The sequence below is a fragment of the Natrialba sp. INN-245 genome, assembly GCF_009807105.1.
GTDB classification, from domain to species: Archaea; Halobacteriota; Halobacteria; order Halobacteriales; family Natrialbaceae; genus Natrarchaeobius; species Natrarchaeobius swarupiae.
The window spans coordinates 430,594-443,410 of the sequence record NZ_WUBV01000017.1; the positions used below are offsets into that span (position 1 = coordinate 430,594).

Annotated in this window: 13 protein-coding genes and 1 tRNA gene; 6 read left to right on the forward strand and 8 right to left on the reverse strand. The window is 65.2% G+C overall.

Translation table 11 applies throughout. The annotated features are described in order from the left end of the window. Nucleotides 1-3: 3 nt before the first annotated feature. Entirely contained in the window at nucleotides 4-975 is a 972-nt protein-coding gene (locus GRS80_RS06975) for a transcriptional regulator (protein ID WP_149080412.1), read from the reverse strand. A gap of 181 nt (nucleotides 976-1,156) precedes the next feature. Here GRS80_RS06975 and GRS80_RS06980 point away from each other — a divergent pair, with 181 nt between their 5' ends. After that, the gene (locus tag GRS80_RS06980) at nucleotides 1,157-2,497 is read left to right on the forward strand and encodes a tRNA(Ile)(2)-agmatinylcytidine synthase (RefSeq protein ID WP_160046915.1); all 1,341 of its coding nucleotides are present in this window, start codon (nucleotides 1,157-1,159) and stop codon (nucleotides 2,495-2,497) included. Nucleotides 2,498-2,534: 37 nt separating this feature from the next. Here GRS80_RS06980 and GRS80_RS06985 read toward each other — a convergent pair whose 3' ends face one another. Beyond that, entirely contained in the window at nucleotides 2,535-3,854 is a 1,320-nt protein-coding gene (locus GRS80_RS06985) for a cytochrome P450 (protein ID WP_160046916.1), read from the reverse strand. An 87-nt stretch (nucleotides 3,855-3,941) separates the two neighbouring features. Between GRS80_RS06985 and GRS80_RS06990 the strand changes: the two genes are divergently transcribed. Further along, nucleotides 3,942-4,859, forward strand: a complete 918-nt coding sequence (locus tag GRS80_RS06990) for a helix-turn-helix domain-containing protein (RefSeq protein WP_160046917.1) — start codon at nucleotides 3,942-3,944, stop codon at nucleotides 4,857-4,859. A gap of 21 nt (nucleotides 4,860-4,880) precedes the next feature. Here GRS80_RS06990 and GRS80_RS06995 read toward each other — a convergent pair whose 3' ends face one another. The 3 genes from GRS80_RS06995 to lrpA1 form a co-directional block, all read right to left on the reverse strand. Continuing rightward, complete coding sequence (locus GRS80_RS06995) at nucleotides 4,881-5,789, reverse strand: DMT family transporter (protein WP_343161481.1); 909 nt, start codon at nucleotides 5,787-5,789, stop codon at nucleotides 4,881-4,883. A 176-nt stretch (nucleotides 5,790-5,965) separates the two neighbouring features. After that, the gene (locus GRS80_RS07000; RefSeq protein WP_160046918.1) at nucleotides 5,966-6,448 is read right to left on the reverse strand and encodes an SRPBCC family protein; all 483 of its coding nucleotides are present in this window, start codon (nucleotides 6,446-6,448) and stop codon (nucleotides 5,966-5,968) included. A gap of 138 nt (nucleotides 6,449-6,586) precedes the next feature. Continuing rightward, nucleotides 6,587-7,015 (reverse strand): HTH-type transcriptional regulator LrpA1, encoded by a 429-nt coding sequence (gene lrpA1 / locus GRS80_RS07005; RefSeq protein ID WP_149080407.1) that lies wholly within the window; start codon nucleotides 7,013-7,015, stop codon nucleotides 6,587-6,589. A 120-nt stretch (nucleotides 7,016-7,135) separates the two neighbouring features. On the opposite strand from lrpA1, the gene GRS80_RS07010 reads away from it, so the two are divergent. Together GRS80_RS07010 and GRS80_RS07015 are read left to right on the forward strand one after the other, a co-directional pair. Continuing rightward, complete coding sequence (locus GRS80_RS07010; protein ID WP_149080406.1) at nucleotides 7,136-7,450, forward strand: hypothetical protein; 315 nt, start codon at nucleotides 7,136-7,138, stop codon at nucleotides 7,448-7,450. A gap of 109 nt (nucleotides 7,451-7,559) precedes the next feature. Beyond that, entirely contained in the window at nucleotides 7,560-8,753 is a 1,194-nt protein-coding gene (locus GRS80_RS07015; protein WP_160046919.1) for an outer membrane lipoprotein carrier protein LolA, read from the forward strand. Nucleotides 8,754-8,814: 61 nt separating this feature from the next. Here the strand turns inward: GRS80_RS07015 and GRS80_RS07020 are convergent, their stop codons facing one another. From GRS80_RS07020 to GRS80_RS07030, 3 genes are all read right to left on the reverse strand, one after another. Further along, the gene (locus GRS80_RS07020) at nucleotides 8,815-9,597 is read right to left on the reverse strand and encodes a hypothetical protein (protein ID WP_160046920.1); all 783 of its coding nucleotides are present in this window, start codon (nucleotides 9,595-9,597) and stop codon (nucleotides 8,815-8,817) included. A gap of 204 nt (nucleotides 9,598-9,801) precedes the next feature. Continuing rightward, nucleotides 9,802-10,365, reverse strand: coding sequence for a DUF420 domain-containing protein (locus tag GRS80_RS07025; RefSeq protein WP_160046921.1), 564 nt, complete (start codon nucleotides 10,363-10,365; stop codon nucleotides 9,802-9,804). A gap of 205 nt (nucleotides 10,366-10,570) precedes the next feature. Then, a tRNA-Leu gene (locus GRS80_RS07030) sits at nucleotides 10,571-10,655 on the reverse strand. A gap of 134 nt (nucleotides 10,656-10,789) precedes the next feature. Here GRS80_RS07030 and GRS80_RS07035 point away from each other — a divergent pair. Both GRS80_RS07035 and GRS80_RS07040 read left to right on the forward strand, forming a co-directional pair. Then, nucleotides 10,790-11,317: a multiprotein-bridging factor 1 family protein gene (locus GRS80_RS07035; RefSeq protein ID WP_160046922.1), complete on the forward strand. Its 528-nt coding sequence runs from the start codon at nucleotides 10,790-10,792 to the stop codon at nucleotides 11,315-11,317. Between the two features lie 70 nt (nucleotides 11,318-11,387). Continuing rightward, nucleotides 11,388-12,659 (forward strand): alanyl-tRNA editing protein, encoded by a 1,272-nt coding sequence (locus GRS80_RS07040; protein WP_160046923.1) that lies wholly within the window; start codon nucleotides 11,388-11,390, stop codon nucleotides 12,657-12,659. The last annotated feature ends 158 nt before the right edge of the window (nucleotides 12,660-12,817 follow it).

Below are 12,817 nucleotides of genomic sequence, written 5' to 3' on the forward strand. Positions count from 1 at the left end.
GCGTCAGACCGCTTCTTCGCGCTCGGCGCGCTCCCGGATGACGTCCCGGAGGTCGTCGGCGTCGCGGAACTGCTCGAGTTCCTCGCGCTCGATGAGTGCGGTGCCGTCGACGGCGTCGCGTTTCGCGCGGTCGACGACGTACACCGACCGCGTTCGGGTGACCCGACTGATCGAACTCATGATGCGGGCGCGTTTTTCGGCGGTCTTGGTAAACTCCGAGTGGCCGGTGAGGACGACCGACTCGTCGACGTCTTCCTCGTCCCGGCTGATTGCCTTGAACGGCGACCTGACGGTCGGGTGAACGCTGTAGCCGGCCCGGGTAAGCACGGTGACGACCTGTTCGTCGTCCGGGTCCGCTTCCGGATCGTCGGGAGTCGCCTCGGTCTCGTGGACGTCGTCGGCTCCCTCGAGGACGTCGACGGGATTGGTCAGCGGCGCGTTGAACAGTTCCTGCAGCGCCATCGCGATCTCGACGGAGGCGTTCATTCCGTCTTCGTACTTCGAGACGGTCCGTCGAGAGACGCCGAGTTCGTTCGCGAGTCGACCGAGACTCCAATCGCGACCCTCGCGCTCGTCGGCGAGTAGGTCGCCGTCGATGTTGACGTAGAGCCCGCCCGGGGCGGCGTAGATCAGCGGCGGGACGTCCTCGATGAACAGGTTGTACGCCGTATCGGGGCTGAAAACGGGAACGCCGTGGCGGAAGTACACCACGTCCGGTTTGAGATCCTCGTCGCGACTGCGCAGGCCGATGACCAGTGGCGTCGCCTGGAGGTACGTGCCGAGCCGGCGCATCTCGTGGCCGGTCGCCTCGTTGAACGCGTCGATGTTCCCCAGGATTTTCACGAGGATGAGATCCTCGCCGCGGCGTGCGGCGACGTCGAAACTCTTCGGACGGATCGCACACCGGTCGCTCACCACGAAGCCCGCATCCTCTAACATCGCGGTTACGTTTCCGACCAGTGCGGAACGAGACATAGAGAAACGTAAGCGATTCCTCCTATATCAGTGTTTCCCCAGGAGAATCGGATGCTGTATCGCAATTTCGGCCTCGAGGCACGGATACAGTTATATACTTCTTTCGGCTGGACCGTTCGGGTCGCGGGCACCGTCGTCTCGGTGCGAAAGGCGTTACGTCTTCGCGACCGAACCACCGACGATGACCGTCGTCGCGCTGGACGATACGGACTCGCGGGAGCGCGGGATGTGTACGACGTACGTCGCTTCGCGGATCGCCGAGCGGTTGTGCCGTCCGGCGACCGGTGAAGGGGCCGAAGGCGGGGCCGCATGCGTTCGCCGGATCCTCCTCGTGAGGCTGAACCCGGCAGTCGAGTACAAAACCCGCGGAAACGCCGCACTCGCGATCCATGTCGACTGCGACCCCGGCCGGGCGTTCGAGATAGCGCGTGCCGAACTCGAGTCGCTGGCCGAAACTGCCGACGAACGAACGAATCCGGGGCTCGTCGTCGCCGACCACCCTGCCGATGCGATCCCCGAGAGCGTCGCCCGGTTCGCTCGCCGTGCGATCCGCGAACACCTCGATATCGACGACGCCGCCGCGCTCGTCGACCGTCACGGCTACCGCTCGTGGCACGCCGGCGACGGCCGCGGTCGGATCGGCGCGCTGGCCGCGCTCGGAAGCTGGCGCGAACTCGAGGGATGGACCTACGAACAGATCGCCTACCGGGAGCCCCAACGGTGGGGAACGACGCGGGACGTCGACGCCGAGAGCGTCTTCGCCGCCGCCGACCGCGGCTATCCGGAGGCCTGGGACACCGTCGACCGCGGCGAAAGCGAGACCGTCTGCGTGCCCCACACGCCGGGTCCGATCCTCTACGGCATCCGTGGCGACGACCCCGAGACCGTCCGGCGGGTCGCCGCGGGGATCGAGAGCGAACCCGTCGCCTCGAGTCGCCTGTTCGTCACGAACCAGGGGACCGACGTCCACCTCCGGGAGGGATCGATCGCCGACGTTCGCGACGGTCGCGCGTACCGACTCGACGGCCGAGTTGCAAGCGAGCCCGAAACCCGTCGCGGCGGACACGTCTTCTTCACGCTCGAGGGCGAGTCCTCGAGCGACGGAGAGGGTAATCAAGAGCGCGGTGATGTCGACGGCCTCTCCATCGAGTGTGCCGCCTTCGAGCCGACCAAGCGCTTTCGGGACCGCGTTCGCGCCCTTCGAGTCGGCGATCGAATCACCGCCTGCGGCGAGGTGTCGGACGGGACGCTCAAACTCGAGAAGTTCGCCGTCCGCGACCTCGTCCGGATCGAGCGGGTGACGCCCACGTGCTCCGATTGCGGGCGGACGATGGAGAGCGCCGGCCGAAATCAGGGCTACCGGTGTCGCGAATGTGACACCGACGCACCGGGGAAAGCGGAGATTCCACTCGAGCGCGACCTCGAAGAAGGGTGGTACGAGGTGCCGCCGTGTGCCCGCCGACATATCGCGAAACCGCTCGTTCGCGGCGGATTCGACGCACAGACACACGTCGAACGGTGAGTCCGGGTTCGATTACACCCCACTCGGGAGCGGCCGCTCACCGCCGAACCCGCACCCAGACGGGGCCCTCGGGACGCGACGTCAACGCCGGCGTCGGCGACAGTTCCGTCTCGGGCGTCGCCTCGAGTCGAACCGAGCGAAGGATTCGCGCGAGGACGAGCCGAAGCTCGAGCAGGGCGAATCGCCGGCCAATACACTGGCGCGCGCCGCCGCCGAACGGGAAGTACGCGTACTCGGGGAGCGACTCGCGCATTTCGGAGGTCCACCGACCGGGCCGAAACGCGAGCGGATCGTCGTAGTATCGGTCGCTGCGGTGGATCGCCCACTGGGAGAGGACGACTCGCGTCCCCGCTGGCACCTCGTATCCGGAAACGGTATCGGGTTTCGTGGTCTGGCGAAAGAGCATGTACGTCGGCGGGTAGAGCCGGAGACTCTCACGAACGACGCGATCCGTGCGGGGAAGGTTCGTCTGGGGCGTGAGTTCGTCGACCGCGCGGACCTCTTCGAGGACGCGCTCACGCTCGTCCGGATGCGTCGCCAGCAACCCGAGCGCGTACGTCAACGCGATGGCCGTCGTCTCGTGGCCCGCGAGCAACATGGTGACGAGATGATCCCGGATCTCGTCGTCGGAGAGCGTCCCCGACTCGCCGGCCGACAGCAGTGCCGAACAGAGGTCGGAGCTGTCGCCACCGTTCAGTTCGTCACCCGAGGTCCGTCGTCGCCGCAGTATCGACCCGATGACGTCGTCGAGTTCGTCGGTCGCGTTTCGATACCGTCGATTCGCCGGCGTCGGCACCCACAATGGGATCTCCATCGGCACGCGCGAAGGCTCGAACCGGCTCGTGATCGCGTCGGCGGCGGCCGCGATCGCGTCGGTCTCCGCGACGTCGTCGACGCCGAACATCGTCGTCGCGACGATCGACAACGTCAGTCGCGTCGCCGCCCCGTGGGCGTCGATCACCTCGCCGTCATCCCATCGCTCGAGTTCTTCGGCGGTTCGATCGAGCATGTCCTCGCCGTACTCGCGGAGCCGACCCGGATAGAACGCGGGCTGGACGTGCTCGCGGCCGCGCTCCCAGTCGTCGCCGCGGGCGGTGAGCAGGCCGTCACCGAGCAAGTCGCCGAGGAGATCGATCTCCCGCGGATCCTTGCGGTACCGGTCCGACTTTCCGGCCAGCACCCGCTCTACGAGCTCGGCGTCCGTATAGCAGACGAACGAAAGTCCGGGGATCGAGACGCGAAACACCGGACCGTACTCCTCGGGAGCCCCCTCCAGAAATCGAAAGGGGTCCCGACCGATCTCGAGGGCGCTTCCAAGCACGGGAACGCGGCCGACAGTCGGAATCGTCTCGCTCATACCCGTTCGTTTCCCGCGAACTCGAGTGGCGTTACTGCCGGTCCGGACCGGTGATTTATAAGTAATGGGAGATACTGCCGAGCGTGTATGAAGTACGTTCGTACCCGACTGCGGCCATCCACGCCCGAGCCGGCCGAGCGTACTGCGGAAGACGAGTCCGGCGAGAGGAGAAACGGACCGGACGATTGGGGTGACGAGTCCGGCGGCGGGGACGAGTCCGGTCGTAGGGGAAACGAACACGACGGCAGCGACGGGTCCGATGGTGGAGGAGACGAGCCCGGAGATACCGACGATCGCTCCGGTGGCGGCCGCTTCGCTTCCGGAGTCGAGGACGAACGGCAAGCCCCCACAATCGGTACCGAACAGTACGACACGCCGATCGCGGATCTCGCGGGGAGCGAGGGAGTCGACACGGTACACCTCCTGGCTGGCGGGGTTGCGGATACCGACACGCCGACGTACACGCTCTCGATCGAAGCCGACGAGGCGACGGTTCACCGGGTTCTCGAGTCGGATCCGGACGTCCTCGAGTGGGAGATCGCAAGCGCCGAGACGGGCGTCGTCTACGCGTACGTCCGGTTTCGAGCGCCGCCGGGGGTCGGCGAGATCCGCGAACGATTCACCAGCGATAGCCTCGTCGTCTTGCTCCCGGTAACGTTTCACCCCGATAGCGTCGAACTCACCGTCGTCGGAACGCAGTCGGACCTCTCGAATGCCTTCGAGACACTCCCGTCGGCGCTCGAGGCGACGGTGCTCGAGGTCGGCACCTACCGGGAGAGCCTTCATCGGGGACGATCGCTAACCGAACGCCAGCGCGAGGTGCTCGCGGTGGCCTACGAACTTGGCTACTACGACCAGCCGAGCGAGACGAGCCACGAGCAGATCGCCGATCGACTCGAGTGCGCACCGAGTACGGTCGGCGAACATCTCCGCAAGGCGGAGAGGCGGCTCGTGAGCGAACTCTTCGAGGATTCGGCCGAGGGTATGAAGACCGGGTCACGTTGACGTCGGGCAACGACGCGACGTTCACCCATCGACACGACGCCGTTCGCGTTCGATCGTCGTCACGTAGATTCCCCCGAGGACGACGAGGCCGCCGACCACGGTGACGGCGTCGGGAATCTCGGTGAGCAACGCGAGCGCGAGCAGCGTCGCGCCGACGGGTTCGCCGAGCCAGGCGACGCTGACCACGACCGACTCGAGGTGTTTCAGGACCCAGTTGACGACGGTGTGACCGAAGACGCCGGGACCGACGGCCATGCCGAGAAAGAGCAGCCACTCGCGGGCCGGGTACGCGACGTAGTCGTGGCCCTGTGCCCCGACGAGGACGAACAGCGTCGCCGCGCAGGCGGTGTAGACGACGGTGACGTAGGGGAACAATGAGACCCGCTGGCGGATCGACCGGCCCGCCAGCACGTAGCCAGCGACGGTGACCGCGCCGAGGAGGGCGAGCGCGTTGCCGAACGTCGTCGCGTCGGAAATCGGTGCCTCGCCGGCGTCGCCAAGGGACATGATCGCTGCGCCGACGATCGCGATCACGATGCCGAGGACGGTCTCCCGGGAGACTCGCTCCCCGAGAACGAGCGCGGCCCCGAGGGCGACGAAGATCGGTTGGGTCTGGACGAGCGTGACGCTCGCGGCGACGCTCGTGTGATTCAGGCTCTCGAACCAGGCCGCGAAGTGGACGGCGAGCGCGACGCCGGCGACGGCCGCGAAGCCACCGTCGCGCCAGGAGAGGCGACGAAACTCCTCGCGGTACCACACCAGCGCGATCGGAGCGAGCAGCGCCGTGGTGAACAGGATCCGGTAGAAGGCCGCGACCGACGACGGTGCGTGGCTCCAGCGAACCAAAATGGCGCTCGTACTCGCCGCGAACACCGCAGCGGCGAGTGCGACGTACGGCGTCGTCGATCCCTCGAGGTCCCAGCCGTTCACGTCCGAGCGCACTCGCTCATGTGAGGAACCGTTTTCGAAACGGAACTTGCCGTCAGCACAGCCCGGTTAGCGCAGGTCCGCGAACCCGGTCGCGGCGAGCCGCCGGTGTCGTCGAATCCAACCACGTCCGCCTTGTGTTCTTCACACAGATCGCCGATCGACTCCTGTGTACGACGTTATCGTTCGAGTTCGGCGTTCGTCGCCCGATGGCGTTCCCGGAACATCGCCTCGAAGCCGACGTGCGAGACCGGCGATACCGCTCCGGAGAGAGGTCCGAGCGGAAGGTCGTAGGCGACGTGATCTCGAAGGACGGTCCGATCGCCGTCGGCGAAAAACGAGTGCGTGTGCACCCACCGATCGAAGGGGCCACGGACCATCTCGTCGCGAAAGTACGCGACACCGTCGCGACGATCGACCTCGGTAATGAGGGACGTCCAGTACTGGCGTGGGCCGACACCGAACGGGCGCATCGACAGCGAAATCTCCGTTCCGACCTCGAGTCCGTTCCGACCGAGCGTTCCGTCGGGACCGATCACCGACTCGACGCGAAGACCCAGCCAGTCGGGAGTCACCGCCTCGAGTCCGGAGACGTCGGCGGAAAAGGCCCAGACGTCCTCGATCGGGGCGTCGATCGTCGTCCGTCGTTCGTAGGTGGGCATACTCAACCGTACGGTGGGGACGGTCAAAACACCGGCGCTGACGCGGGTGAGAACACGGCGACGGCCGGGCGAATGGACCTGAAACCGTCGGTCCGAACGTCCGGAATGAGAATCGACGCGTTCGAAGACGAGAGGCGGTTACTTCAGTCGCTCCTGGAGAAACGAGGGATGTGCCGCGGTCACACCGTCGATCTCGAGGAGTTCGTCGGAAATAAACTCGCCCAGGGCGTCGCCGTCCTCGGCACGGACCTCCGCCATCAGCATGTGGTCGCCACTCGAACTGTACAGTGCCTCGATCTCGTCGAACCCTTTCAGCGCCTTCGTCGCTTCGACGTAGCGTTCGCTCGCGACGTCGAAACCGACGAGGGCGATGGTCTGACTCGCGAGTTTCTTCGGGTCGACGTCTGCCGAATAGCCGACGATGACTCCGTCCTCTTCGAGTTGTTTGATGTACTTTCGAACCGTGGGTTTCGAGACGTCCGCCCGATCAGCGATCTCGGTGTAGGATGCCTGGGCGTCCTCCTCGAGAACCTGGAGGATCCGATCTTCCGTCGCCTGCGTACTCATACTACTCCGTTTTGCTCCGACGGGAAAATATCTTTTGTATACGAAAACGTTGGGTTCACCGACGGGAGCGGCGTCGATCGCCGGACTTATTCGAACGCTTTCCCCACGTCCGCCAGGAGGATGGTCGATTTCAACGTCGTCAGCGGTCTGGTCTGGCTCGGCTGTGGACTCCTCATTCTGTATCTCGGCTATCTGATCGCGTTTCGTGGGCGGGCAGAGCTCCACGGTAACTACGACGAGTCGGTCGATCCAGCGTACGTCTCGCGATGGGCAGGTGGCACCGCGTTGCTGATGGGCGTCCTCGTCGTGCTCTACGGTATCCAGGAGATCTACTACGGGTTTCGGCCGTACGCCTTGGTCGGACTCGTCGTCGCGTTGCTCGTACTGAGCTACGTCTCCAAGCTCTTCGCCGGCGGCTTCGGCTACCAGGAGTAGTCCTCGAGGTGACAGACGACTGTTCCCCCGTGTACTGTTCCAGACCATCGAGTCGACACGTGCGAACGATTCGTCGATTATTTGGTCGTTCACGTCAGTCACCCGAGTGATGCCCTCGAGTCCCCGCTACCGACGGTCGCTTCCGATCGTCGTCCTCGTCGTCGCCCTCCTGACAGCCGGCTGTCTCGCAGTCCCCGGCGATAGCGTCACCGGCGAGGAGATCGCAGACCGCCTCGAGAACGACGAAGTCCCGAGCGAGGTTAGCGCTACGCTCGAGGTCCGGACGGTCGTCGACGGCGAGACGACGCAGTACGAGGAGGACGTCTGGCTCCGCGAGGAGGGAACGACACGGATCGAGACCGGCGATGGCGACCTGATCGTTTCCGACGGCGACCGACGCTGGCACCACGACCCCGAAACCGATTCGGTACAGTACATCGAGGTCGACCCCGACTCGCAGTCGATGCTCGAGGGGCTGTACGGACAGCAAGAACGGTATCTCACAGACGACTCGTACGCCCTCTCCGACGTTGAGGAAACCACGCTCGACGGCCGCGAGACGTATCGGCTCGCGTTCGATCCGCCGGAAGACGAGACGATAGAGCGGTCGATCGACGTTCTCGTCGGGGACACCGAGTACACCGTTCCACTCGAGACGAGCGAGCACGACGTCGAGAATCGACACGCCGAACGGGTGGAGGTCTGGCTCGATCGGGAAACGCTGTTCCCGGTCAGTCACCGCGTCGTCGGCGACAGCGCGGAACTCGAGACGACGTACACCGACCTCGAGGTCGAACCCGGTCTCGAGGACGACCTGTTCGAGTTCGATCCGTCGTCGGAATCGGACGAGGCGAACGGCGAAATCGACGATGGTGGCGACGGTGACGAGTTCGAAGCGATCGTTCTCCCCACTATCGAGCAGTTCGAGACGGTCGACGAGGCGAACGAGAGCGTCCCCTTCACCGTCGGGGAGCCCATGCCCGACACACTTCCTGACGGGGTCGAACTCGACGGCGTGAGCCGCTACGAATTCCTCGACGAGAACCGGACGCAGGTGTCGGTGTTCTACCGCGGTGTGGATGGGACAGTGTCGGTGACCACGAGCGACGGCCCACGGACGTTCGCGACCGGGGGCGAGTCGGTCGAGATCGGAACCGCGGCGGGGACGATCGCAACGACTGACGAGGGAACGGAACTCCAGTGGTCGTGTGAGGATCGATACTACTCCGTCTTCGCCGACGACGTGTTCGGGGACGACGTGGCGGTCGACCTGTCAGAATCGATCGCGGACGGCTGCCCGTAGAGCAATCGCGTCGACCGGTTTCTGCTCGCACTCGAGTGAGCGGGGCCGAACGGTTCGCGGCTTACGAACCGGTTTCGCTCGATTCGCTCCCATCCTCACCGGTCTCATCGTCCTCGGGCGCTTTCTCGTCGGTCTCGCTACCGCGGTCGCTCGAGTCGTCGTCCTCATGGGATTCGACCGCCGGCTCTGGGGCGTCCTCCGTCGGAGTCGTCTCGGGTTCGGTCGCTTCGGTCTGTGCCGGCTGAGCCTGCTCCGGATCCGGCCCCGTCGCTTCACCCACCTCGTCGGCCATCGCCGACTCCGAGACGTCGATCTCGACCGGATCGTCGTCCACGGTCCGCCGCGGATCGCGGGACTCCTCACCGTCGGTTGCCGGCCTCGAGCGTGGCTCCGAGACGCCCTCCTCGTCGACGAACTCGACCCGAGACTCCTCGGAGCCGTCGGCGTCGCCGTCGCTCGGCTCGAGTCGACCCTCGCGTCCCGAGTCGGGTCGATCCGAAGCGGCCGCCGCCTCGGCCGACGGCTCGGATTCCCCACGTCGGTCAGGTCCAGCGTCCGAGGCCGCCGATTCCTCGGTCCGCTCGCTCGAGCGACGCTTCCGAACGCCGTACCGGACCAGTGTGGCACCGACGATTCCTTTCGGGATCGCACGAAGCTGTCCGCGGATCGCCGATCGGAGTGCCGACAGGAGCAACACACCGCCGCTGGCCAGCGGAATCACCCCTGTTTCTACACCCTCCGTCACCGTCGACCGGACGGTCCCCGTGGCTCGATCGGCCGTGACCGGTGGTTCGTCGTCGGACGAAACATCTACTGCTACGTCGTGATCGTGTTCTTCAGTCATCGTATACACCGAGCGATCGTGCCCGCGGAGAACGTCCACGTCCAGACGGTTCAAGCTTCGACCGGCAGACGAACGCCGAGGGGAGTCCTCACCGAACCGAACTCATAGGGATTATCGTAGGAGTTCATCGTTTCCCAGTGAAGAACCGAGAGACAGTGCCGAAAGAGAGGATTCGAAACCGGTGGTTGGCTACGATAATCCCTATCAGTACGCGACGTGCAACAGGCCGTAAACGCCGATCCCGAGCGAAAACGAGATCAGCCACAGACCGGCGGCGAGACGTCCCACTCGAGCGTGATTCGTTCGGCGGAGTTCATCGATCGGGTACGCAAACGCGAGCAACAGCGCGTAATAGAGGAGGGGGATACAGACGACCGCGAGGAGAATGTGGACCGCGAGCACGGGGAGATAGACGAACTGGTAGATCGACTCGGGACCGGGAAACGGCTGTGGACCGCCGGTCGCGACGAGTCGGTAGAGATAGAGCGTGAGAAACGTCACAAACAGTGCGAACGAGGCCAGCATTGTGGCCCGGTGTCTCGCGACGTCGCCCCGGCGGATCGCTCGCCACCCGACCGTGATCGTGACGATCGCCGTCGCACTGATGGCCACGTTCGCGTGCGGAATCGCCGTCAGCACCCACTCCGGTGCCGCCGGAACCGCCGACTGAGGGAGCCGACCGCCGGCTGCCGCGAAGACGACAGCCAACGAGACGACGCTCAACACCGCCGCGATCGGACGGACTCGCTCTCGAGAGACGTACTCCATACGTGGTCGTTCGCTCGAGGCGGGAAAGTGGTTTCTGTCGGTCCGCGGCTAGGGTCGGCGGTTTCACCGTTTCCGAGGAGAGCCGTCGGTATCGAAGTAGTTTCCGGAAGGATTATGCGTGGGTGATGTCCACGAAGGGAGATCACCTGCATCGTGATTTCGCGGCAAAGCCGCGATTTTCGGTGGACATTGTCCACCCATGCGATGCGTGGGACCGGATTCGAACCGGCGGACCCCTACGGGACAGCGCCCTCAACGCTGCGCCGTTGGCCTGGCTTGGCTACCCACGCTCGCGTTCTCTGTCTGCACTCGAAGGTATCCAGCGTGATTATAAAAGCCCTTTCCTTTGGGTCCGTGCCTGCGGCGAGGTCACATGGAATCGCCCGAGCGGTGATTTGAAATGCGACAGTTGCCAAAAGGTACCATGGCTAAGTACTCGACCGGTTCGTCCTCCGGCGGCGGCGGGACGAACTGCGAACTCTGCGGAGCGGAGAGCGACTCGCTTCGGCTCGCGTCGGTCGCCGGCGCTGAACTCGAGGTCTGTCCGGACTGTGCGCCCCACGACGATACGCCGACCAAAGGACAGGGTCGGGACTCGAGCGGGTCGTCAGGCTCGAGTGGCTCCTCGAGTGACGGTCCGAGTCGAAAGCAAAAGGCCGCACAGAACGTCGCGAAGGCCAACCCGGTCTGGGATGGCGACTCCGAACACTGGGAGAAAGAGGGGACGAACTACGACGACGACCCGCTCCCGTATCTCGTCTCCGAGTACGGCGAGACCGTCGTCGACGCCCGCCAGGACGCGGGTCTCCAGCGCGAGGAACTCGCGGACGAACTGGGTATCCGCGAGCAGGATCTGCTCGCGGTCGAGCAAGGCCGGGCGACCCAGGCCGGAATCGGTGGCGGCGTCATCGCCGCACTCGAGGAACGTCTCGACGTGACGCTCTCGGAGTGAGGGAATTGTCGACGGTTAGTTCGAACCAGCGGCGAGCAGACTTTTAGTTCCGGACCGTGGAGTGAAACCGATGAGTGGGCAACTGGCGGCGGCGGAACCGTACGCCACGCGATTCGAAACAGAGGTGACGGCGGTCGACGGCCGACAGGTCTGGCTCGAGCGAAGCTACTTCTATGCCGAGAGCGGGGGCCAACCAGCCGACCGTGGGGTGATCGGCGACGTCGACGTCGTCGACGTCCAACTCGTCGACGGCGAGCAAGTACACGTCCTCGAGACCGAGCCGACGTTCAAGGCGGGACACCGCGTCCTGTGTTCGGTCGACTGGTCGTTTCGAATGTACTGTATGCGTGCCCACACGGCAAGCCACGTTCTCTATGGGGCCGGCCGACGGCTACTCGACGAGCTCGGCTACGGCGGGTTCGACATCGGCGAGCGAGCGGTTCGAGTCGACCTCGAGACGAGTACGACGATCGACGACGACGTTCTGATCGAACTCGACGAACTGGTCAACCGAGCGGTCTGGAAATCGCGCCCGGTCTCCTGGGAGGACGTCCCGGTCGCCGACGCCCGCGAACGCGAGAACGTCGCGTTCAACGAAGCGACCGAAGACGGGGCGCTCCGGAGGGGGCGCGTCCGACTCGTCACGATCGGCGAAGACGACGGGGGCGGTGGAAACGGCACCGCGATCAGAACCACGAGAACCGGCTCCCGAGCGGAGCCGTGGGACGTCGCGGCCTGTGGCGGAACGCACGTCAGAAACACCCGCGAGATCGGACCCGTCACCGTCCTCGGTCGGTCGAATCCCGGCGAAGGGCTGACCCGGATCGAACTCGCGGTCGGCCCGCGAGCGATCGACCGCCGAACTGTGGAGAAACGAGCCGTCTTCGACGCCAAACGGAGGCTCGGTACGGGAGCCAAAGAGGTCTCGACCGAACTCGAGCGGCTGATCGAAGACCGTGACGACCTCGAGGATCGACTCCGGCGTACGGAGTCCGAACTCGTCTCCGCTCGACTCGATCGCGGCGAGTCGTTCGAACGCGACGGCGAACGATGGCACGTCGCGACGGTCGGCGACGTGGAGACCGAACTCGTCAGTGACGTCGTCCGGAGCCGAATCGACGTTCGAGCGGAGACCGCCGTGGGAGACGACGTGATCGTCGCCATCGGCGAAGCCGGCAGGCCATTTGCCGTCGTCGGACGGGCCGACTCGAGGTCGGCGACCGGGATCCTCGACGACCTGACGGATGCGTTCGGCGGCGGCGGCGGGGGCTCGGAGACGATCGCACAGGGTGGCGGATTCGACGCGACGATCGACGACCTCCGGGATTCACTGATGGAGTAACTCTGAGAGGACGGTTCGACGGGTTCGGCGGCTCGTCGACCGGCGGGACGGCGACTCGGGTATCTCGAGTCGAGAGACGAATGCGGGGACGAAGAGGCATGACCCGCACGCACGACCATCGCCGACGGAAATGACTAAGTGTTTTAGTTTCGGAGGCG